This is a genomic window from Pelagimonas sp. (assembly GCF_058892305.1).
In genome coordinates this window covers 44,312-64,030 of record NZ_JBZXVN010000006.1, presented here as the reverse complement: position 1 = coordinate 64,030, position 19,719 = coordinate 44,312, and the positions used below count along the sequence as shown (strand labels likewise).

Annotated in this window: 21 protein-coding genes; 6 read left to right on the top strand and 15 right to left on the bottom strand. The window is 51.6% G+C overall.

All coding sequences use genetic code 11. From position 1 onward, the window contains the following. Window position 1: 1 nt before the first annotated feature. The 6 genes from AC5EFR_RS02820 (at window position 2) to selD (ending at window position 7,186) form a co-directional block, all read left to right on the top strand. On the top strand, window positions 2-604 hold the full coding sequence (locus tag AC5EFR_RS02820) for an amino acid synthesis family protein (RefSeq protein ID WP_493574445.1): 603 nt from the start codon (window positions 2-4) through the stop codon (window positions 602-604). Beyond that, complete coding sequence (locus AC5EFR_RS02815) at window positions 576-1,388, top strand: alpha/beta fold hydrolase (protein WP_493574444.1); 813 nt, start codon at window positions 576-578, stop codon at window positions 1,386-1,388. Before AC5EFR_RS02820 ends, AC5EFR_RS02815 begins: the two co-directional genes overlap by 29 nt. Beyond that, a complete protein-coding gene (locus tag AC5EFR_RS02810; RefSeq protein ID WP_493574443.1) occupies window positions 1,385-2,293 on the top strand; it encodes a flavin reductase in 909 nt (302 codons plus the stop codon). The genes AC5EFR_RS02815 and AC5EFR_RS02810 overlap by 4 nt, the downstream gene beginning before the upstream one ends. A gap of 10 nt (window positions 2,294-2,303) precedes the next feature. Further along, window positions 2,304-3,341 (top strand): LLM class flavin-dependent oxidoreductase, encoded by a 1,038-nt coding sequence (locus tag AC5EFR_RS02805; protein ID WP_493574442.1) that lies wholly within the window; start codon window positions 2,304-2,306, stop codon window positions 3,339-3,341. Window positions 3,342-3,350: 9 nt separating this feature from the next. Continuing rightward, window positions 3,351-4,817 (top strand): aldehyde dehydrogenase, encoded by a 1,467-nt coding sequence (locus AC5EFR_RS02800; RefSeq protein ID WP_493574441.1) that lies wholly within the window; start codon window positions 3,351-3,353, stop codon window positions 4,815-4,817. 209 nt (window positions 4,818-5,026) lie between these two features. Next, entirely contained in the window at window positions 5,027-7,186 is a 2,160-nt protein-coding gene (selD, locus tag AC5EFR_RS02795) for a selenide, water dikinase SelD (RefSeq protein WP_493574440.1), read from the top strand. Here selD and mnmH read toward each other — a convergent pair. From mnmH to AC5EFR_RS02720, 15 genes are all read right to left on the bottom strand, one after another. Further along, on the bottom strand, window positions 7,168-8,226 hold the full coding sequence (gene mnmH / locus AC5EFR_RS02790; protein WP_493574439.1) for a tRNA 2-selenouridine(34) synthase MnmH: 1,059 nt from the start codon (window positions 8,224-8,226) through the stop codon (window positions 7,168-7,170). The genes selD and mnmH overlap by 19 nt on opposite strands. 142 nt (window positions 8,227-8,368) lie before the next feature. Next, window positions 8,369-8,902, bottom strand: coding sequence for a chemotaxis protein CheD (locus tag AC5EFR_RS02785; protein ID WP_493574438.1), 534 nt, complete (start codon window positions 8,900-8,902; stop codon window positions 8,369-8,371). Beyond that, window positions 8,899-10,014, bottom strand: coding sequence for a CheB methylesterase domain-containing protein (locus AC5EFR_RS02780; RefSeq protein WP_493574437.1), 1,116 nt, complete (start codon window positions 10,012-10,014; stop codon window positions 8,899-8,901). The genes AC5EFR_RS02785 and AC5EFR_RS02780 overlap by 4 nt, the downstream gene beginning before the upstream one ends. 84 nt (window positions 10,015-10,098) lie before the next feature. Beyond that, a complete protein-coding gene (locus tag AC5EFR_RS02775) occupies window positions 10,099-10,458 on the bottom strand; it encodes a DUF8776 family protein (protein ID WP_493574436.1) in 360 nt (119 codons plus the stop codon). Next, window positions 10,455-10,841 carry a response regulator gene (locus AC5EFR_RS02770; RefSeq protein ID WP_493574435.1) on the bottom strand — a complete coding sequence of 129 codons (387 nt, stop codon included), beginning with the start codon at window positions 10,839-10,841 and terminating at the stop codon, window positions 10,455-10,457. The genes AC5EFR_RS02775 and AC5EFR_RS02770 overlap by 4 nt, the downstream gene beginning before the upstream one ends. Further along, window positions 10,841-11,728, bottom strand: a complete 888-nt coding sequence (locus AC5EFR_RS02765) for a CheR family methyltransferase (RefSeq protein ID WP_493574434.1) — start codon at window positions 11,726-11,728, stop codon at window positions 10,841-10,843. The genes AC5EFR_RS02770 and AC5EFR_RS02765 overlap by 1 nt, the downstream gene beginning before the upstream one ends. Beyond that, the gene (locus AC5EFR_RS02760) at window positions 11,725-12,192 is read right to left on the bottom strand and encodes a chemotaxis protein CheW (protein WP_493574433.1); all 468 of its coding nucleotides are present in this window, start codon (window positions 12,190-12,192) and stop codon (window positions 11,725-11,727) included. The genes AC5EFR_RS02765 and AC5EFR_RS02760 overlap by 4 nt, the downstream gene beginning before the upstream one ends. After that, the gene (locus AC5EFR_RS02755; RefSeq protein ID WP_493574432.1) at window positions 12,185-14,389 is read right to left on the bottom strand and encodes a chemotaxis protein CheA; all 2,205 of its coding nucleotides are present in this window, start codon (window positions 14,387-14,389) and stop codon (window positions 12,185-12,187) included. Before AC5EFR_RS02755 ends, AC5EFR_RS02760 begins: the two co-directional genes overlap by 8 nt. After that, window positions 14,389-14,763 carry a response regulator gene (locus AC5EFR_RS02750; protein WP_493574431.1) on the bottom strand — a complete coding sequence of 125 codons (375 nt, stop codon included), beginning with the start codon at window positions 14,761-14,763 and terminating at the stop codon, window positions 14,389-14,391. The genes AC5EFR_RS02755 and AC5EFR_RS02750 overlap by 1 nt, the downstream gene beginning before the upstream one ends. Next, window positions 14,760-15,044: an STAS domain-containing protein gene (locus AC5EFR_RS02745; RefSeq protein ID WP_493574430.1), complete on the bottom strand. Its 285-nt coding sequence runs from the start codon at window positions 15,042-15,044 to the stop codon at window positions 14,760-14,762. Before AC5EFR_RS02745 ends, AC5EFR_RS02750 begins: the two co-directional genes overlap by 4 nt. 225 nt (window positions 15,045-15,269) lie before the next feature. Next, window positions 15,270-17,465, bottom strand: a complete 2,196-nt coding sequence (locus tag AC5EFR_RS02740) for a 3-hydroxyacyl-CoA dehydrogenase NAD-binding domain-containing protein (protein WP_493574429.1) — start codon at window positions 17,463-17,465, stop codon at window positions 15,270-15,272. Then, window positions 17,462-17,899, bottom strand: a complete 438-nt coding sequence (locus AC5EFR_RS02735) for a hypothetical protein (protein WP_493574428.1) — start codon at window positions 17,897-17,899, stop codon at window positions 17,462-17,464. The genes AC5EFR_RS02740 and AC5EFR_RS02735 overlap by 4 nt, the downstream gene beginning before the upstream one ends. Then, entirely contained in the window at window positions 17,896-18,363 is a 468-nt protein-coding gene (locus AC5EFR_RS02730; protein WP_493574427.1) for a cupin domain-containing protein, read from the bottom strand. Before AC5EFR_RS02730 ends, AC5EFR_RS02735 begins: the two co-directional genes overlap by 4 nt. After that, window positions 18,350-18,835: a hypothetical protein gene (locus AC5EFR_RS02725; RefSeq protein WP_493574426.1), complete on the bottom strand. Its 486-nt coding sequence runs from the start codon at window positions 18,833-18,835 to the stop codon at window positions 18,350-18,352. The genes AC5EFR_RS02730 and AC5EFR_RS02725 overlap by 14 nt, the downstream gene beginning before the upstream one ends. Continuing rightward, on the bottom strand, window positions 18,832-19,716 hold the full coding sequence (locus AC5EFR_RS02720) for a hypothetical protein (protein WP_493574425.1): 885 nt from the start codon (window positions 19,714-19,716) through the stop codon (window positions 18,832-18,834). Before AC5EFR_RS02720 ends, AC5EFR_RS02725 begins: the two co-directional genes overlap by 4 nt. Between the last annotated feature and the right edge of the window lie 3 nt (window positions 19,717-19,719).

The window sequence follows — 19,719 nt, the reverse complement described above, 5'->3', positions numbered from 1 at the left end:
CATGCCTGCAGTCATTCGCAAGACACTTTTGCATCTTGAAAATACTCTTATCGAAGGTGGAAAGGCCGCTGAGACGCCGTTGAAATTGATCGCGGCAATTGCGGTCATCCGCAATCCATGGGCGGGACGGGGGTTCGTTGAAGATCTCTCTCCGGAAATCCGCGATTGCGCCTCCGGTCTTGGCGCGATGCTGACCGAAATGGTACTGGATGCGGCCGGAGGTGGCGACAAAGTAGAAGGATACGGCAAAGCTGGGATTGTTGGCCTCAATGGTGAGATCGAACACGCCTCGGCGCTGATACACACCCTTCGTTTCGGCAACCATTACCGGAATGCGGTCAATGCCAAGTCCTATTTGTCATTCTGCAACACACGCGGTCCGGCCAATGCGCCTTTGATGATCCCGTTGATGGATAAGGACGATGGGGGGCGGAGGTCGCACTACCTGACGATTCAGACATCCGTAGCAGACGCGCCCGCTTGCGACGAAATTCTGATTGCATTGGGGGCCTCAGTCGGAGGGCGTCCGCATCATCGGATTGGGGATCGGTATCAAGACCTAAAGGAACTTGGGCATGACCTTGACAACCCTGCGTCTGTCTAAGTCCGGTCTGCGCGTCGCTCTTCGCGATCAAGGGAGCGGCGCACCCTTGCTTCTTATCCACGGTGTGGGAATGCAATCGGCGGCCTGGGGGCCGCAAATCACCGAGCTGGGCAAGACCCATCGGGTGATCGCAGTTGATATGCCTGGGCATGGGGGGAGTAGCCCGATTGCGCCAGGTAGCGATTTACGGGACTTTGTTGCATGGTTTCATGACGTTGTTCAGACCTTGCAGGTGGGACCGGTTAGCGTTGCTGGCCATTCGATGGGTGCGTTGATTGCGGGGGGATTTGCAGTGGATCACCCGGAGTTGACGACGCGGGTCTGTTTGTTGAACGCCGTCTTTCGTCGAGATGAAACATCACGGGCGGCTGTGATTGCCCGTGCTGACCAGATCAAAGAGGGTAAGATTGACCGGGAAACACCGTTGACCCGCTGGTTTGGTGAAAGTGCCACTGATCTCGCCGCGAGAAATCACGTAGCTGGGTGGTTAAGAGCCGTGCAACCGGACGGATATTCGACGGCCTATACCGCCTTTGCGCAGGGGGATGCGACCTATGCCGGACAGTATTCCAAGATTACATGCCCGTTCGTGGCATTGACTGGGGGCGATGATCCCAACTCAACCCCTGCGATGTCTCGGGCGATGGTTGCAGGTGCCGCCGACGGCCACGCAATTGTCATCGAAGGTCACCGTCACATGGTGAGCTTAACCGCGCCAGAGGTTTCTAACGCACATCTGGCGGACTGGTTGAAGATGCCCAACAAGTTGGAGAAAAAGACGTGACACAGCTTGACCCTCGTGCGTTGAGAAATGCCTTTGGCAGTTTCATGACAGGTGTGACCGTTGTGACGGCCTATGGTAAAGATGGCGATCCAATTGGTTTTACCGCAAATTCGTTTACCTCTGTGTCGCTTGAACCGCCGATGCTGTTGGTCTGTTTGGCCAAAACCTCAAAGAATTACGAGGCCTTAACATCGGCTGATGGATTTGGGGTCAACATCCTAGCGGAAACGCAGGTCGACGTTTCCAATACCTTTGCACGCCCTGTTGCGGATCGCTTTGCAACGGTAAATTGGCAAAACGGCCCGTTTGGATCCCCCGTCATTGATGGTGTTTCCGCATGGTTTGATTGTGCAATGCATAAAATCATTGATGCAGGGGACCATGTTATCCTGATCGGAGCGGTCATGGCCTTTGAAGATACCCCGATCCCAGGATTGGGGTATGCTCGTGGTGCCTATGTGACACCGGCCATGACAGCAGAAGCCTTGGCTCAAAACGGCAATCTTATCGTTTCAACGGTGATTGAACGTGACGGCACCGTTTTGTTGGTCGATGACACAAACGGCGGTTTGTGTTTACCAGAAACGATTGTAAACAGCCAAGGCACAACGGCCGCAGTACAAAGCCTAATTGATGCGACGGGCCTGACGGCCCAACCTGGGTTCATCTATTCGATTTTCGAAGATGTCGCCCGCAAACGTCAACATATCGTGTTTTTGTGTTCAGCCTCGCTGGGCGATCCAAAACAAGGCGCGTTTGTGCCACTCACCACGACCGCTTTAGATGATGTGTCCGATCCGGCCATTCTCACCATGCTTGAGCGATTGGGGCGCGAAGCGGCCATTGGCGACTTTGGCGTCTACTACGGAAATCAAAACAGCGGCCAAGTCCGCCCGCTAGCATAGGGAAACCACAATGCGATTTTCACTTTTTGTCCATATGGAACGGACATCGGCTGATCAAGATCAGCGCAGGTTGTACGATGAGTTTGTAGCCCTCGCAAAAATTGCGGATGACGGCGGAATGCATGCGGTTTGGACGGGTGAACATCACGGTATGGATTTCACTATTGCGCCGAACCCGTTTTTGAACCTTGTTGATTTGGCGCGGAAAACCAAAAACGTCCGTCTTGGCACGGGCACGGTCATCGCTCCATTCTGGCATCCTATTAGATTGGCTGGCGAAGCCGCCATGACCGACATGATGACCGATGGCCGCCTTGAGTTGGGTATCGCGCGCGGTGCGTATAGTTATGAATACGAGCGCATGGTGCCGGGCATGGATGCTTGGGATGCCGGTCAGCGAATGCGTGAATTGGTTCCGGCTGTTCAGGGGTTGTGGACAGGGGACTACGCGCAAGAAGGCACCTATCATTCCTTCCCAAAGACCACCTCTTCGCCCAAGCCGGTTCAGGAAAATGGGCCACCCATCTGGGTGGCAGCGCGTGACCCAAACAGCCATGAATTTGCCATCTCTCACGGATGTCACGTCCAGGTTACGCCGCTTTGGCAGGGGGACGCAGAAATCACCAAATTGATGGAAACATTTAACGCGGCCTGTGCTAAGTACCCCGATACGCCTCGCCCCGAAATTATGCTTTTAAACCATACCTACATTGCGGAAAATGCAGAGGATGCGCAGCGCGCAGCCGAGGAAATCAATCGCTTCTATTGTTACTTCGGCGCATGGTTCAAGAACGAACGTTCTGTTTCTCAGGGCCTTATTGCACCGCTTTCAGATGACGAGATTGCCGCGCATCCCTTTTACACACCCGAGGCAATGTTACGTGACAATGTTATCGCAACGCCCAGAGACGCAATTGCGCGGATTAAGCGCTATGAAGAACTTGGATATGATGAATATTCATTTTGGATCGACAGCGGTATGAGTTTTGAGCGCAAGCAAGCCTCACTCGAACGGTTCATAAGCGACGTAATGCCAGCCTTCGACTAAGGAAAGATCATGCAGCAGTTTCAGCAATATATCGGTGGTGGCTTTTCGGATGGCAGTGCCCAATTCGAAAGTCGTGACCCTGCGACGGGCGCTGTTTGGGCACTGATGCCGGAGGCGCGTGTCGATGACGTAGAAGCCGCCGTCGCCGCCGCCCAGACTGCTTTTTTTAACCCGGCATGGGCCAATATGACGGCCTCTGCACGCGGGAAACTGCTGTATGGATTGGCCGACTTGATTGCAGAGAATGCGCAGGCCTTGGCCGAAATAGAAACGCGGGATACCGGCAAAATCATCCGAGAAACCTCGGCTCAGATTGCCTATGTCGCAGAGTACTATCGCTACTATGCAGGGCTTGCCGACAAAATTGAGGGCGCGCATCTTCCCATCGACAAACCGGATATGGATGTATGGTTGCGGCGTGAACCGATTGGTGTTGTGGCAGCTATTGTCCCCTGGAATTCGCAGCTTTTTCTATCTGCGGTCAAGATTGGGCCGGCACTGGCGGCTGGCTGTACCGTGGTGTTGAAAGCCTCAGAAGACGCGCCAGCACCGATGTTGGAGTTTGCGCGGATTTTCGACAAGGCCGGTTTTCCTCCCGGTGTTTTGAATGTCATCACAGGGTTTGGAGCAGAATGCGGTTCTGTGTTGACGGCGCACCCAAAGGTTGACCATGTGGCCTTTACGGGGGGACCAGACACAGCGCGCCATATCGTCCGAAATTCGGCGGAAAACCTTGCGTCAACATCTCTGGAGCTTGGCGGCAAATCACCCTTCATCGTTTTTGAAGACGCGGATATCGAAAGTGCGGTCAACGCTCAGGTTTCTGGCGTTTTCGCAGCTTCGGGACAAAGCTGTGTGGCTGGATCTCGGCTGATTGTCTCAAATGAAATCAAAGACGTCTTCCTTGCACGGCTCAAAGAAAAAGCCGAGGCCGTCGTCATCGGGCCACCGGATGACATGGCAACAGAGGTTGGTCCACTTTGTACCCAGGGCCAAATGAAAACCGCGGTCGATCTTATTGCTGCATCACAAGCGACTGGCGCAACGCTCCTTTCAGGGGGGGCACCCGTTGATCGTGATGGTCTATATTTTCCGCCAACAATCATTGATTGTTCTGACGCGCCAGATGCGCCATGCCTCACGTCGGAATTTTTCGGACCGATCTTGTCAGTGCTCGGGTTCGATACCGAAGCAGAGGCTCTTCAGCTTGCCAACGATACCGCCTTTGGGCTCGCGTCTGGTGTCTTTACCAAGGATTTGACCCGCACACACCGCATGATCCGTGGGATTCGGGCCGGTATCGTTTGGGTTAACACCTATCGCGCCGTGAGCCCAATCGCTCCATTTGGTGGTCACGGTCTTTCCGGTCATGGACGTGAGGGCGGGATGCAAGCTGCGTTGGATTATACCAAGGTGAAAACAGTATGGTTGCGTACAAGCGATGATCCGATTCCGGACCCATTCGTTATGCGATAGATGATAGGTTGGATGACTGTGTGAACCGGTCACCCGATGACGGTGTCACAATCGAAAAGCGCGGGTGTCTCGAAGAGGGCGAGTATTCAGTTTTCAACATGAGGTAACACGGGTTCTACGTCGTTCTTCGCGCCAACACCTAGCTGTTATCCGATTGTGATAGGCCAAACTTTTGAGACATGGTAACTGGCTCTGTGTAGGAGTCCGGAATGCAGAAAAACGATTTCCCAGTCACCCGTGATCTTGTTTTGGTTGGAGGTGGGCATAGTCATGCTTTGGTCTTGCGAAAATGGGGGATGAATCCGCTACCGGGCGTTAGAGTGACTTTAGTAAACCCGGGCCCTACGGCGGCTTACTCGGGAATGCTCCCCGGGTTTCTCGCCGGTCACTACCGGCGATCAGATTTGGACATTGATTTGATCCAATTGGCCCGATTTGCCGGGGCCAGAGTTATCCTAGGAAGGGCGTCAGGACTCGATCAAGTGGAACGGTTCGTGTCACTTGAGAATGGATTGAAAATTCACTTTGACATCGCGTCTATTGATGTCGGGATAACAAGTGAAATGCCGGCGCTTCAAGGTTTTACGCAACATGCGACCCCTGCCAAGCCTCTCGACGCTTTTGCAAGCGCATGGGACAATTATTGTCAGAAATCAGGTTTTGCCAAGATCGCCGTTATCGGTGGCGGGATCGCTGGCGTAGAAATCGCCCTGTCCTTTGCTCATGCCATGTCCGTCCGCCAGCGCGACTACAAAGTCACTTTGATAGATAGTGACACGGTCGTTGGCTCTTTGCGGCAAACAGCCCGAGCAAAACTGATTTCTAAGTTGACTTCGTACAACATCGACCTCGTAGAACACGCAAAAGTGTCTGAAGTTTCGGGGCAGGGGATTGTTTTAAAAGATAAAAGGCTCATCCCCGCCGATTTTGTGTGCGGCGCTGCGGGGGCCACGCCTCATCCTTGGTTACTCGGCACCGGCCTTAAATTGAAGGACGGCTTCATAGAGGTTTCACCAACTTTGCAAAGCTCACACACGGCGGTTTTCGCGGTTGGAGATTGTGCGCATATGTCGGAGACACCGCGTCCCAAGGCCGGCGTTTATGCTGTCCGACAAGCCGATGCTTTGTTTACAAATTTGCGGGCCGCGCTTGCCGAAACAGGGGAAATGGTACGCTATCGACCTCAAAAAGACTATTTGAAATTGATTTCTTTGGGGAACAAGTCGGCGCTCGGCGACAGGTTCGGTGTGGCTTTTCAGGGGCCAGCTGTTTGGAAATGGAAGAACCACATTGACCAAAAATTCATGTCCAAGTTTCAGAATTTGCCGTTTCCTCGCAAACTCGAGCTCCCTGTTGAGCATGCAGCAGGCCTAAAGACGGACCTTGGAGATACCCAATTATGTGGTGGCTGCGCGTCCAAAATTGGCCAATCGGCTTTGAAACATGCCCTAAGCCAACGCGCCATACCAGACAGGCCAGACATTTGTGTCCTTCCGGGAGATGACGCCGCGGTCATTTGCAAAGATGGTCAACATCAGGTCATCAGCACAGACCACCTCAGGGCATTTGTTCATGACCCAATTACAATGACGAAAATTGCAGCAAATCATGCATTGGGTGATATTTGGTCGATGGGGGCAACGCCGCAAGTTGCCACGGCCACAATAATTTTGCCATGGATGTCGTCAAATTTGGCGGCTCGGTCGTTGCATGAGATTATGATCACCGCGGATCAGGTCTTTTCTCAAGCCGGAGCAGTCATCGCAGGGGGGCACAGTTCACAGGGCAGCGAGCTAACAATTGGTTTCACCGTGACCGGACTTTGTGAGGCCCCACCAATAACAATCTCCGGTGCCTCGCCTGGCCAAGCATTGATTTTGACAAAACCTATCGGATCCGGAGTTTTGATGGCTGCAGAAATGTCCGGGCTGTCTAAGGGTGACTGGGTAGCTTTTGCACTTGAGCAAATGTGCCAATCTCAGGCGCAAGCCGCACAGATTTTAGCGACCGCGACAGCCCTCACCGACGTTACCGGCTTCGGGTTAGCGGGGCATGTAATGAATATCTGTCAGGCCTCACACGTTGGGGCAGAGTTAAATTTGGCTGCGGTTCCGACGTTTCCAGGGGCCATTGAACTGGCGTCACTGAAAATTCGCTCATCCCTTTTTGCAGAAAACAAACGGGTTTTGCCGAATATCCCGTCGACACCTAAAAGTGACCTTTTGTTTGATCCACAGACCGCCGGTGGCCTTTTGGCTGCCGTCGAAGGGGACACTGAACCCGTTATGGCGTCGTTGAAAAAAGCGGGTTATAGATCAGCACTTATTGGTCGAACAACCGAAAAGACCGGTCAAATTGCCATTCTCTGAAGTGCAGTTGCAACCTGATGTGCCACGCCATCAACGGCATCAGCAGACAGATCCGTGACGTCAAAGCGTCGCAAAGTTTTGGGCGCAACGGAACGCATAGATTTGTCATAGGCTGGGTCATAGTGATCTTGCGACAAGGCTTGGCACAGCTTTAGGTTGTCGCCGCTGTCAATCAATTGCATCCAACGATCCACGACAGCATGGCCTCGAAAATGTCGCAAAGCCTGCAAGCGTTCTTTCAATTCTTCGCGATTGTCGAGAACCTCTTGATAGGTCTTAGACAAATATTTGGCCCGCGCGTGAACGGGAGCATGAACCACAAACCAAGGAGCCTTCTTCATAGCTTCCCAGAGTGACGGTGGTAGGTTCAAATTGCCGATTTTGCTGCTCTCGGCTTCGACGACGACGGCACGATTGGGATCGAAGTTACTCAAAGTCTGGACTAGTTTGCTTTCAAAGCGCTTTTGGGCTGGCTGACCATGAGGCAGTGCCCCAAGCAACGATCCGCGATGTTCTGCGGTGGCTTCCAGGTCAAGAACCTGCACCCCAATGTCGCCCAGCCGGTGCAAAATTTCCGTTTTGGCGGACCCAGTGTATCCGCCCAACTGAACAAACCTCAAGTCAAGGGGCGTGTCGTAGAGCATCTTGGTAACCTGACGCCTATAGCTGCGATATCCACCTTCAACTGGTTCCGCGCGCCATCCAATCTCACGCAGCATCCATGAAAATGACCCCGACCTTTTCCCACCTCGCCAGCAATAAACCAATGGTTTCCAAGCGCCGTCGTGGTGGCAGAGCCTGTTCTCAATGTGATCAGCCGAATTGCGGAAAACCAAAGCGGCTCCAATTTTTCGCGCCTTAAACGGACTCTCTTGCTTGTAAATTGTGCCAACCACTGCACGCTCTTCGTTGTCCAGTACCGGCAAGTTAATAGCGCCGGGTATATGGTCCTCTGCGAACTCTGCAGGACTTCGTACATCAATGACGGTATCAAAACCGTGTTCTTGAATTGCTTGAAAAGACGATAGTTCAAAAGCCATAGGAGTCCTCTACAGAACAAATGAATTCATCAACAGTACAAATGAACACCTTAGAATGCAGAAGGTTAAAATTCTTGTGTCTGACAGCCAGCAACCAACGCGCTGACCAATCTTTTTGTCCCAAATTTTGGGATGGGGAAACTTAAAACAGTGTTATGTCGTCCATGGCTGATTTGGGCACAGGAACAGGTTTTGGTACCTCGGCAGGGGCTGCATCACTACTGACAAGTAGTTGCTTTACCCGGCCTGTCGTCGGCCAAAACCGGATACGCCGAGCTTGTGTGCCGCCAGTGCTTTCCGCCAAACATGGGATACCTTCGTCTAGTAGGAATTGGCGCGCAAACTCAGCGTTGTCTTTTCCGATATTGCGCAGAGTTCCAATCATATTACCGCCACCAAAGAATTTTGCTTGCAGCTTGTCTCTGTCTGCTCCCTGTTTCAGCAATCCGTTAATAAGAAGCTCCATCGCATATGCTCCATATCGTACGTTTTCCCCGTCAACGCCTTCTCGGTTGGGTAAAAGAAAGTGATTCATCCCACCTATGCCACGGGCCGTGTCAGACAGGCACACCGCTATACAGGATCCTAGAACAGTTGTTAAAACTGCTTCGGAATCTTCGGATATTGTGAAATCCCCCTGAATGACGTTCACTAGCTTTTCGCGTTGAAAATTCATGTGATCACCCTTCCAATTTTGGTGTCCTGCCGAATATTACCTTTCAAAAGAGCTGGCCCTATTTGATTTATCGGTAAAGTATACTGAGCTGCTCCAATTTCTACGGCGGCGCGTGGCATTCCATACACGACGGAACTCGCTTCATCTTGCGCGTATGTCGTAGCCCCGCTTTGTTGTAACTCCAACAATCCTCGCGCTCCATCTTTACCCATCCCAGTCAAAACCGCTGCAGAAATTCGTGAGGCCAATTCTGTAAAGGATTTGAATAAAACATCTACCGAAGGTAAGTGCCCGGTGACTTGCTCTCCTGGTTGTAGATTCGCCATCAGCGCCGAGCCTTTTTCGAGCACCATGTGCGCTTTGTTTCCAGCCCCAATTAAAACACTGCCGCGCTTCAATAGAGTTGGCCCTTGAAGCAGGCTAACATTGGGAGCACTTTGTCGGTTCAAAAGTTCAGCCAAACTGGCACCGAACCCAAAGCCGGTATGCTGAACAATCATTGTCGGGGGGCAGTTTGATGGAAAAAATGAAAGAATTTTAAGAAGTGCGTCTACACCACCTGTGCTGGCCCCAATCAAAATGATTGGGTCCACCTGACGTGATATTGGTGGGAGGACCCCTGGGTTTTCTTTTCGGATACTTTTCCGAGAGGCTGTCGTTTCGGGCCGCCGTAGCCCTTTGTGCCCCCGGGAAAGTTCAAGTTCTACCTGTTCACGGGTGGTGGTTTGACTCCTGCATGGCCGTGATCTTGTTAAGCTGCGCAATTGCCCTTCTATGACCGTTGACGTCGCATTTCCAGCGACGGAAAAAAGGTCTGACCCCGGAGTAATAGATTTCCCTTCCCGATGGGTTTTATTGGGGGCTGTTAAGACCAACCATCGAACGTCCAGTGTTGAAAAAAGAGCTCGCATTACTTCAAACTCTGGTAAATCTGAAAGAGAGTCTGAAATAAGTACCGCGGTTGGAATGTATGATTCCACTTGATTGTATGTATTCATCAAGTCCCCCGTTCGCCCGATTACTTTAAAGCCGTCTATCCTTTCAACAATTTCTGAGATGTGGGATCTTTGCGACGCGTTTTTGGCTGCGACGATTATCGTTTTTGTTGTCACAGATCGCCCCTCGAACCTGCATTGGTATAGTAACTGTTCCAGATTTGACTTATCTGGATGCAGTAATGTTTGGTGGAAGTGTACCTAAAACAGTTCTGCAATTCCGGTTTTTTTTGATTGTCTGGGTCGGCCATTTAGCCGATCAGCCATTTCACGTAACGGCACCATGTCTACAGCATCGGCTATAGAAATACTACCTTCTGAATCATCTGAACCAGAAATTTGGTTTAAATAGTTCGCTAACGCACCAACGGATTGTTGCAATACATCCAATTCTTGCAACATTTCGATAGTTTGGCTGTTTGGAATGTTTTCAGCGTCCAAGAAAACGACCTCTAAACCATGTTCCACTCTTTCAAGCCTCTCGCGTAGACCAAAAAGCTCTGTTGCAACGCGTACCGTCGCTATATTGAGAGATAATTCACAACTGGGATTAGTGTTCATAGTCGACCTACAACACTTTCAATACATTGCTTCATTGACGTGGCTGTAAATGGTTTCTTGATCATATTGTTTAACCCGAGTTTCTTTGCTTCATTGACAATTTCGGGCGTCGGGCGGCCCGTGACCAAAATAAACCCAATTTTCTGAGTCGGCGGGTGGGACCGGACGGCCTTTAATAACCCAAGCCCATCTAGACCTGGCATGTTGTAATCAGACAGTACTAAGTGAACCGGAGTAGAAGAAAGTCGGTCCAGGGCTTTCTTTCCGTCGTTCTCAGTAACATAGTTTTTTACACCTATATCATCCAAAGCCTGAGTGATTAGGCCGCGACTTGTGGCCATATCATCAACAACCATTACTCTAAGAGATTCCTTCAAGCCCATCATTCACTCCTGTTTTGTGTACTTTCGACACGTTGGCTACCCTTGCGGTAACTAGTTATCCCAATGCCCTCCAGGTGACTAATCGCTGGACCTGTTACTCTTTCAGAGTGTCCAATGAATAGTATTCCGCTGGATGTTAATAAACTGCAAAACCTATTCCACAGATTTTGCTGCGTTTGTTGGTCAAAGTAAATTGCAACGTTTCTGCAAAAAATAATGTCAAAAGGTCCATGGAAAGGCCAGTTCGCAACTAAGTTTAGTTCATTGAAGGTTATTAGGTTCTTTACTTGGTTCGACACTACTCTGTTTTCACCATTCTTGCTCGTTCTTATCCATTTCTCAGAAAAATTTGGTGGTATACCAGATACCTCGTCAGCGTGATATTGCCCGTGTCGTGCCTTGGCAACGATTTTTGGGTCTATGTCAGTTGCCAATATTTTTATATCATAGTCGCTCGCATCGGGGAATGTGTCCAATATCGTCATTGCGATTGAGTAAGGTTCCGGACCTGCGGAACAACCTGCGGACCAGATTCTAACTTTGTTCCCTGATTTTGCTTTTTGAATAAGTTCATTGGTTAGCGATTCTTGAAGGAGTTCAAAGTGATGAGTTTCACGGAAAAAGCTGGTCACGTTTGTCGTCAACGCAGAAATCAGCTCAAACATCTCGTTTTTCTCTGTAGACCTTGAGAGTAGAGACATGTAGTCGGGAAAGTTCGAAACTTTTCTGGCTCTTAACCGTTTTGAAAGGCGAGAGTATACCAATGGCTTTTTACTATCTGCCAAATTTAGACCGAATTTTTTTCTGGCCAATTTGGCCAAATGAGAAAAGTCTTCATCGCTAAAGGGAACTTCGATCAACGCTTCATTGGCTGCGGAGTTGTTCATTGGGATGTTCCCGTTGATGTTTCCAGCACTGCATCCAAGTTTACCACACGCACCATTGTGTCGTTAACGGAAATCATTCCACGTATACTGTGTTTGGTTGCTTCAGATTTAATGTCAGGTGTTTCTTGAATTTCACTTTTTTCAACAGACAATATTTCAGAGACCGACTCCACTAACAGGCCAATTGTGGTTCCATTTACTGCGGCAACGATGACAACATTGCGTTCATTTCCAGGAGTAGCTCCCAACCCAAACCGTGCGGAAAGATCAAAAATTGGAATAACAGCTCCACGGAGGTTCATTACACCTAGAACGTCATCAGGGGTGTGGGGGAGAGCGGTGACCGGAGTCCATCGTCGAATTTCTCTAATTTGAGTGATTTCTAAACAGTAGTTTTGACCACCTGCGGAGAAGGTAATGAACTCGAACTGGGAATCGGCAAGTGCTTCAGCGGCCTCAGGCATGGTGACGCTCCATTCTAGTGTTTTGGGCAAATGGGTCCAATGGGTTGGAGTGATCTAGTTTTATTAGCTCTTCCGGGTCGAGAATTAGTGCAATTTTCCCGTCTCCCAAAATTGTTGCGGCTGATACGCCGGGAATAGCTGTATAATTGCTCTCGAGGCTTTTTATAACAACTTGGCGCTGATCGTGTATTGAGGATACGCGCAGAGCGGTTAGGTCTTGAGACTCGGTGGCGACTAACAGGAGTATACCGTTTGACTTTTTGTCCTTTTGTTCTTTCTGCCCTAGGCTTTGGGCTACATCTACAATTGGGACATATGCTCCTCTGACGCTCACCACTTGGCTGTCTGTACCAACGATGTGAATGTCTTTTGCGTTAGGGCGAATTGTTTCCAAAATTGAAGAAATTGGAATGACCATTGTTTGATCTCCCACCGATATCACAAACCCATCCATGACAGCCAAAGTCAAAGGAAGAACAATAGTAAAGGTTGTTCCTCTACCAGGTGTGGATGAAATGGAGACGCGACCACCGAGCGCCTGAACGGCGTTTTTCACAACGTCCATCCCCACTCCGCGTCCTGACAGGTTCGAAACCTGGCCGGCAGTTGAGAAACCTGGAAGGAACAGTAAATTGTCGATCTCTGGTTCGGAGAGTTCTACATCTGAAGCCACTAGGTTCTTTTCTATGGCTTTAGCCAGAATACGTTCGCGGTTTAGACCAGCGCCGTCGTCTGAGATTTCTATGAATACGCTTCCTGATCTATGCGCCGCGGACAATCGGATTGTCCCAATTGGATCTTTTCCAGCAGCTTCACGGATTTCAGAGTTTTCAAGCCCGTGATCTACGGCGTTCCTGATCATATGTGTAAGAGGATCAGCTAACCGCTCAATCACTGTCTTGTCGACTTCGGTGGAGTCCCCAACCGTGACAAGCTTGGCCTTCTTGTGAGTGGCGTCTGATGCTTCTCGTACAATACGTGACATACGTTGAAAGAGCGGTTTAACTGGTTGGGCCCGAATTGCCATGACACCTTCTTGGATATCGCGTGCAAGAAGTTTGTAGGCCTCCAGTTCGTTGGTCAAATGAGCGACAGTGGGTAAATCTAGCTCTTCAATCCGTTGGGAAATCATCGCCTGATTAATAATCAATTCACCAACTGTATTGATCAGGCGGTCGACCCGATCCAAGTCCACCCGCAGAGTCGGTTTAGGACCCCGAGATTCCTTTTGCGCTGCTCCACTTGGTGCGGGTGCCGGGGCTGGCGGAGCTTTTTGCTCTTCGGTCGCCTTCGGTTTGGGCGATTCGATTGCCGGTGCCTTCTCTATTGGAGCTTCTTCGGTAGAAGCACTAGAGATCACTTTTGGAGGCACTTCCTCCAATTTGCTGGGCAGCGCTTCAGGCTTTGGGAGCGATACCAGAGCCTTTTCTTTAGAGATTTTTAGATCGCAAAGCCCTTCGACGAATTCAAATACTTCTAGGAGAGCCTGCTCATCCTTATTTGTGACCAGTTCCATTTCCCATGAGATGACGGCATCATTTGGATCGAAGGCATCAAAACTGGGGAGCCGATTTAAGTCTGCCTCGACGGTGAGAGAACCCAACTCCGCCAATGCATCAAACAGAAGTAATGGTTCATGGCCATTTTCGTACAATGTACGTTCGGGTTTGAAATGTATTTTGAAGACGGAATCGACATCGGCTTGCTCTTCGGTCGTTGCGATCTCTTCCAACGGAATATCCGGTAGTTCGATAGCAGCTGGTCCGTCGAAATCTAGTGTTACCGCTGAGAAGCTAAATTCCTCGGTGGCTGTTTCGGCCCCGAGATACCCTTCCAGCTCTTTAATAATGGCACTTTCGGCAGTCGGATCGAGATCAGTACCGTCACGTGCGGATGCAACAAGGTCAGAGAGTTGATCGCCCGATCGGTGGAACAGTGCCATCAACTTTTCGTCGATAGCAAGTTCTCGGTCACGGACTTTGTCCATGACCGTTTCGAACGTATGCGCAAAGTTAACGAGTCTGTCGAGGGCGAAGGCTCCTGCGCCGCCCTTGATCGAATGTACAGAACGGAAAACCGCATTGATGACTTCCATGTCATCGCTGGTTTCCTCCATCTGGGAAAGCCCCTCTACGAGTGCTTCTAAAAGCTCCTCGCATTCTTCAAAGAAGGTATCGCGAATTGAGTTCATTGACATTAGCTTACGTGTCCCGTCAGCCGCTGCAGTACTGACACCAAGGAGGTGTCATCGAAGGGTTTTACAATCCAGCCAGTTGCGCCCGCCCCACGTGCCCTAGCTTTCAAGTCGTCAGAGCTCTCTGTTGTGAGCACCAAAATTGGAACGTTTGTCCGATTGGGGCCACTTCGTAGGCTGTTGATAACTCCAAAGCCGTCCATTTTGGGCATGTTGATATCAGTAATAACGACGTCTGGATCGACGTCTGGAAAGACCTCAACACCTTCCTGACCATCGCAGGCCGAGTGGAACTCAAACCCGGCACTTTCCAGCGAGACCCGCAGCAAGTTTCGGATGGTGCGCGAGTCGTCTATCGCCAGCACTTTTGTGGTCATTGCGGATTCTCCTTGTCGAAATAGTCGGAGTCCAAACCCAGCCTTTGGAGACCTTCTCTGAAGGAGGGGGACATGTCTGTAACCTTGAAGTTAGCCCCGTCGGTGAGCCATTGACGCTCTGCAACCAACAAAAGTTGCAGCCGGTGAGAGTCCAAACGCCGCACATCTCGAGCGGACACTGTCACCGGATTTTTCCGGGCGCAGAGGAGGAAGGGGACCAAAGGGTCTTCCCCAGAGCGGGCTCGGGCGGTTCCCAAGGCATGGAAATGTATATCTGACATATTGATACTGCTTCCCTTTCGGCATCATGTGCGCCGATGGAGCGGCACATCTGATGACACTCAGGAATAAGCATCCTGTCTTAACAAAGGGTTTGAGTCCGGCCGGTTGTTTTCAATTCGAACGAAGTCGGCTTTTGGGTTGAAAAAGTCAAATAAAACAAGGAGAGGCCAGTCATTGCTGACCGGCCTCTTGCATTGTTTGCTTTCAAAAAAGCTGGTTTTTTATTAGGCGGCTTGGGATGTGTCGCCAAAACGTCCGTAGAAGCTTTGACCTTTTTGTGCCATTTCGCGCAGCAACTCGGGGCAAGCGAACCGCGCGCCATAGGCTGCTTGAAGCTGATCACAGCGTTCGGCGGCATATTCTGACCCGATCATATCAAGCCAGCTCAGCGGGCCTCCGGACCAAGGGGCAAACCCCCAGCCCAAGATCGCACCAACATCACCCTCGCGAATATCCATCAGAACATTCTCTTCTAGCGCGCGCACGGCTTCTAGAACCTGCGCAAACAAGAGACGATGCTGAACCTCGATCAAGTCGGGCTGATCTTCGGCAGGGGCGTATTTGTCTGCGAGATCGGCCCAAAGCCCCTGACGTTTACCTTTTTCGTCATAGGCGTAGAAACCGGCGTTGGCTTTGCGCCCCAAACGCCCTTCGTCCGCCATCCAAAACAGGATCTCATCGCAGGCATCATCATAATCATCGCCCATAGCGGCTTTGGTGGCCTTGGCGATTTTCACACCGAGATCTATTGAGGTCTCGTCGGTTAGCTGCAACGGGCCAAGTGGCATACCGACCATTTTGGCCGCGTTTTCGATCAAAGCGGGGGCCACGCCCTCGGTGACCATCCGGATGCCTTCGTTGATATATGGAATGATGCAGCGGTTGGCGTAGAAGAAGCGCGCATCGTTCACAACGATAGGTGTCTTGCGGATTTGGCGCACGTAGTCGAGTGACTTGGCCACAGCGCGATCACCTGTTTCCTTGCCTTTGATGATCTCGACCAGCATCATTTTCTCGACAGGGGAGAAGAAGTGAATGCCGATAAATTGGTCAGAGCGGACCGATGCTTTGGCCAGATCCGAGATCGGCAATGTCGAGGTATTGGTGGCAAAGATGCAGTCTTCGTCGATGATGGCCTCAACCTTTTTCGTCATCTCTGCTTTGACACTCATGTCTTCAAAAACGGCCTCGATGATTAGATCGCAACCTTTGAGCGCCTCAAGGTCGGTGGTCGCGGTGATGCGCGCCAACAGAGCCTCTTTCTTTTCGGGGGTGGATTTGCCGCGTTTGATGCCTTTGTCAGCGTAGCTTTCGGAATAGGCCTTGCCGCGATCCGCCGCTTCTTGCGACGTGTCGATCAAGACAACTTCCATACCGGCCTGAGCAGAGACCAAAGAAATGCCAGCGCCCATCATGCCCGCGCCCAAAACTCCGACTTTTTTGACGGATTGATCCGGAACATTGGCTGGGCGAACCGCGCCTTTGTCCAATGCCTCTTTGTTGATGAACAGCGAGCGGATCATGTTGCCCGAGCTAGGGTTCATCAACACGTTGACGAACCAACGCGCTTCGATCTTCAGGGCCGTGTCAAACGGCACCATGGCACCTTCGTAAACGGCCGAGAGCATCGCCTTGGCAGCCGGATAAACACCTTGGGTCTTGCCGTTGACCATGGCCGACGCACCGACAAAGGTCATGAAACCAGCGGGGTGATAAGGGGCACCACCGGGCATTTTGTAGCCCTTGGCATCCCATGGTTTCAGAATGTCGGCGTCTTTGGCGTTCAGAACCCATTCTTTGGCGGCGGCCAAAGGATCTTCGACAACTTCGTCAATCAGTCCCGCGGCCTTGGCTTTCTTGGGCTCAGACAGCTTGCCTTCGAGCAGGAAGGGAGAAGCCCCCATCGCACCCAACTTGCGCGCCAGACGGGTTGTGCCACCGGCACCAGGGAAGATACCGACCATCACCTCGGGCAGGCCGATTTTGGCCTTGGGATTGTCGGCGGCAAAAATGCGGTGCGTCGACAGCGGGATTTCCAAACCAATGCCAAGCGCGGTGCCGGGCAGGGCGGCGGCAATCGGTTTGCCACCTTTGTTGGTTTTTGGGTCCATCCCGGCGCGTTCGATTTTGCGCAGCACCTCATGCATGTGCATGATGCCGTCAAACAAGCCCTGAGCTGGGTTGTCACCAGCCATTTCTTTCATCTTGGCAATAACGTTAAGGTCCATGCCGCCCGCAAAGCTATCTTTGCCGGATGTAATGACGATACCTTTAACGGCGTCATCCGCGAGCGCATCATCGACCTGCGCATTCAGTGCTTCGAGCGCCTCCAGGCTTAGAACGTTCATAGACTTGTCTTTGACGTCCCATGTGATGACGGCGACGCCATCGGCGCCTTTTTCCATAGTGAAATCGGTCACTGTTTTTCTTCTCCCGATGGATTTGGGTGTTTGCCGGTCCAATGATGGTGTCCCAGCGCGTTCAAGATCGACGACATGCGCCATAGGCCGTCGTCGGGGTGGAGGAGGGCTGAGGCGGTGTAGGGCGCGCGAAGGCGGGTCCCGTGCCTCAGGAAATGGCTGTGATATGTGGCGATGACGGTCCCGTCTTGGCAGGGCTCAAACCCCGCCTTTTCGCGCACAATCAGATCGGCTTGCATGGCGTCCATCGCCACGAGGTAATAGCCAAAGTTTTTCGAAACCTCGTCGCGGGTGTGCAACGTAACAGGTCCGGTTTGGGTGATCAGTGAAAACGGCAACCGAATCCGGGCATTCCAACGCGTGATGTCGCGGGTGAGAAAGGGATCGGTGATGTCGGCCAGAAAGGCGTCAAATTGCGCATCATCAAAGGTCATGTGTCCTCCATTGCGCTGCCGTCTTTGCGGGTAAAACTCATCTCCCCGTTTTCGGCGGTGACCATCATGTCGATGTCGGAGTACCAGCCCGTTTCGGTTGGGGTTCGCGTACCAACAACAAGGAAAGCCCCGTCTTGATCCGAAAAATTGACGATGTGATGGCCATTCGCATCACCGGCGGGAAAGGCGCAGCAATCGCCGACCTGCAAGGGCGTTTCGCCATTGTCGTCGATCAAAGTGAGCGTCCCTTCGGTCACAATCAGGAACTCATCCTGCTTCTCATGCCAATGGCGCAATGACGAGGCGGCTTTGGGGGCTAAACGCACCAAATTCGCCCCGAATTGGGTCAACCCACCGGCGTCGCCGAGACCTTGTTGGCTACGGCCTGCCATTTGCTCGGCAAGCTTGCCGGGATAAGAGGAACCCGTGCGTGTGGGAACGGAGGCGATGTCAATCTTTGGCATTTTTAAACCTGTCGCTGTTCAATTCTTCGGGTGAAAGTTTGGCTAGGTCAGGACTAATGACGGTTAAATTGCGATTGTTAACGCGCGCAAACAGGCTGCTGGCCAACCAATGCCCAGCTCTGAGTTCCAGTCGCATATCGCTCTCGAAAGGAGGCATAACATAGCTTCCACCGCGCAAGGCGATGGTGCGGTGCCGGCCTGAAATTATGGTCTGTTCCGTGTTGTCGAATTGCGCTGATAGACATACCCGGTGATAGGCTTGGGCACCTGCCAATTCGAGGCTGTCTCGGAGTGCCTTGGCTGTTTGGGTCAGTTGCGACGGCAAAGTGATATGCGACCCAGTGTCTAGCGTACGGATCACGATCGGAAACCCGAACTGGTCAACCAACCCTGCCCAATCCCGCGACCAAACGGCTTGGCTGACTTTATCAAGGTTGTCTTGATAGATGTCTATGGCCGCAATCTGGGTCATGTTGTGGCTCCGCCGGTGGTCCAGTCGCGATGGCCAATGATATTGTCCATCCGTACCAACTGCCAGAATCCATCCCTTAAACGTTCAAAAGTGATGGTGGAGTCATAGGGTTTCACCACCAGATTTGCGTGGCTAAGAACATAGGTTCGGCACAAGCCGACCATACGGGTCTCCCCCTCCATACGAACGTCTAGCGGTTTTCGGATCACTTCGGTCACGTTGTGGACGTCAAAAGAGGCCATGTAATATTCGAACTCTCGCCGGAGCTCCTCTTCGGTGACGAAGGACATTTCACCGGACTTTCCGGTCACGGTTAAGGGCAAGGCGCAAGCCCTTGACCAAGCGTTGAAATCCTTGCAAAGCGCGGCCTGTGACATCCAGTTCAACAAGACCTGAAAGCAGGCAAGATGAAAGTCGTGTTCGTTGTCTGGCGCATCAGGCAACGGCTGAACCTGTCCAGGGATGTGAGGAAGAACAGCCCATTGGTCCCTTAAGACCGCCATATCGGTTTCGCTGATACGCCATTCGCCATCACGAAATTCCAACCGCATTCGGGCCAGAAACGGTAGGATTGCCGGCTCCTTGCCAGCAAAGGCATGGTTCGAGTTATATCCCTCAATTTCCGTATCGCTTTTGTAAACGGCGCTTTCGCAAACTCTGTCCAAACGGGTGACACCCCGCGCACGAAGCGCGTGAATGTAATGTGTAATACCTTTGAAAAGGTCCGCCTCGGTTTCGAAGCGGATCTGAGTATCTACGGTCCGCAAGACGTGAGGAAGGTGCAGCCCCGCCACAAAGCCTGCAACATCGCCCTCCGCAATCGCTCGTGTCAGCGGATCGAGGCGGCTTTGATACAGTTTTATGGCGGATGTATGCTGCATGGT

Bases quoted from the DNA above. Each gene is read 5' to 3' on its own strand.
- AC5EFR_RS02815 (WP_493574444.1), top strand. From the start codon at position 576: ATGACCTTGACAACCCTGCGTCTGTCTAAGTCCGGTCTGCGCGTCGCT.
- AC5EFR_RS02750 (WP_493574431.1), bottom strand. From the start codon at position 14,763: ATGACCACAAAAGTGCTGGCGATAGACGACTCGCGCACCATCCGAAAC.
- AC5EFR_RS02785 (WP_493574438.1), bottom strand. From the start codon at position 8,902: ATGAATTTTCAACGCGAAAAGCTAGTGAACGTCATTCAGGGGGATTTC.
- AC5EFR_RS02805 (WP_493574442.1), top strand. From the start codon at position 2,304: ATGCGATTTTCACTTTTTGTCCATATGGAACGGACATCGGCTGATCAA.
- AC5EFR_RS02725 (WP_493574426.1), bottom strand. From the start codon at position 18,835: ATGACCCAGATTGCGGCCATAGACATCTATCAAGACAACCTTGATAAA.
- AC5EFR_RS02800 (WP_493574441.1), top strand. From the start codon at position 3,351: ATGCAGCAGTTTCAGCAATATATCGGTGGTGGCTTTTCGGATGGCAGT.
- mnmH (WP_493574439.1), bottom strand. From the start codon at position 8,226: ATGGCTTTTGAACTATCGTCTTTTCAAGCAATTCAAGAACACGGTTTT.
- AC5EFR_RS02765 (WP_493574434.1), bottom strand. From the start codon at position 11,728: ATGAACAACTCCGCAGCCAATGAAGCGTTGATCGAAGTTCCCTTTAGC.
- AC5EFR_RS02730 (WP_493574427.1), bottom strand. From the start codon at position 18,363: ATGCCAAAGATTGACATCGCCTCCGTTCCCACACGCACGGGTTCCTCT.
- AC5EFR_RS02775 (WP_493574436.1), bottom strand. From the start codon at position 10,458: ATGAACACTAATCCCAGTTGTGAATTATCTCTCAATATAGCGACGGTA.
- AC5EFR_RS02820 (WP_493574445.1), top strand. From the start codon at position 2: ATGCCTGCAGTCATTCGCAAGACACTTTTGCATCTTGAAAATACTCTT.
- AC5EFR_RS02735 (WP_493574428.1), bottom strand. From the start codon at position 17,899: ATGACCTTTGATGATGCGCAATTTGACGCCTTTCTGGCCGACATCACC.
- AC5EFR_RS02760 (WP_493574433.1), bottom strand. From the start codon at position 12,192: ATGCCTGAGGCCGCTGAAGCACTTGCCGATTCCCAGTTCGAGTTCATT.
- AC5EFR_RS02770 (WP_493574435.1), bottom strand. From the start codon at position 10,841: ATGGGCTTGAAGGAATCTCTTAGAGTAATGGTTGTTGATGATATGGCC.
- AC5EFR_RS02755 (WP_493574432.1), bottom strand. From the start codon at position 14,389: ATGTCAATGAACTCAATTCGCGATACCTTCTTTGAAGAATGCGAGGAG.
- AC5EFR_RS02720 (WP_493574425.1), bottom strand. From the start codon at position 19,716: ATGCAGCATACATCCGCCATAAAACTGTATCAAAGCCGCCTCGATCCG.
- selD (WP_493574440.1), top strand. From the start codon at position 5,027: ATGCAGAAAAACGATTTCCCAGTCACCCGTGATCTTGTTTTGGTTGGA.
- AC5EFR_RS02745 (WP_493574430.1), bottom strand. From the start codon at position 15,044: ATGTCAGATATACATTTCCATGCCTTGGGAACCGCCCGAGCCCGCTCT.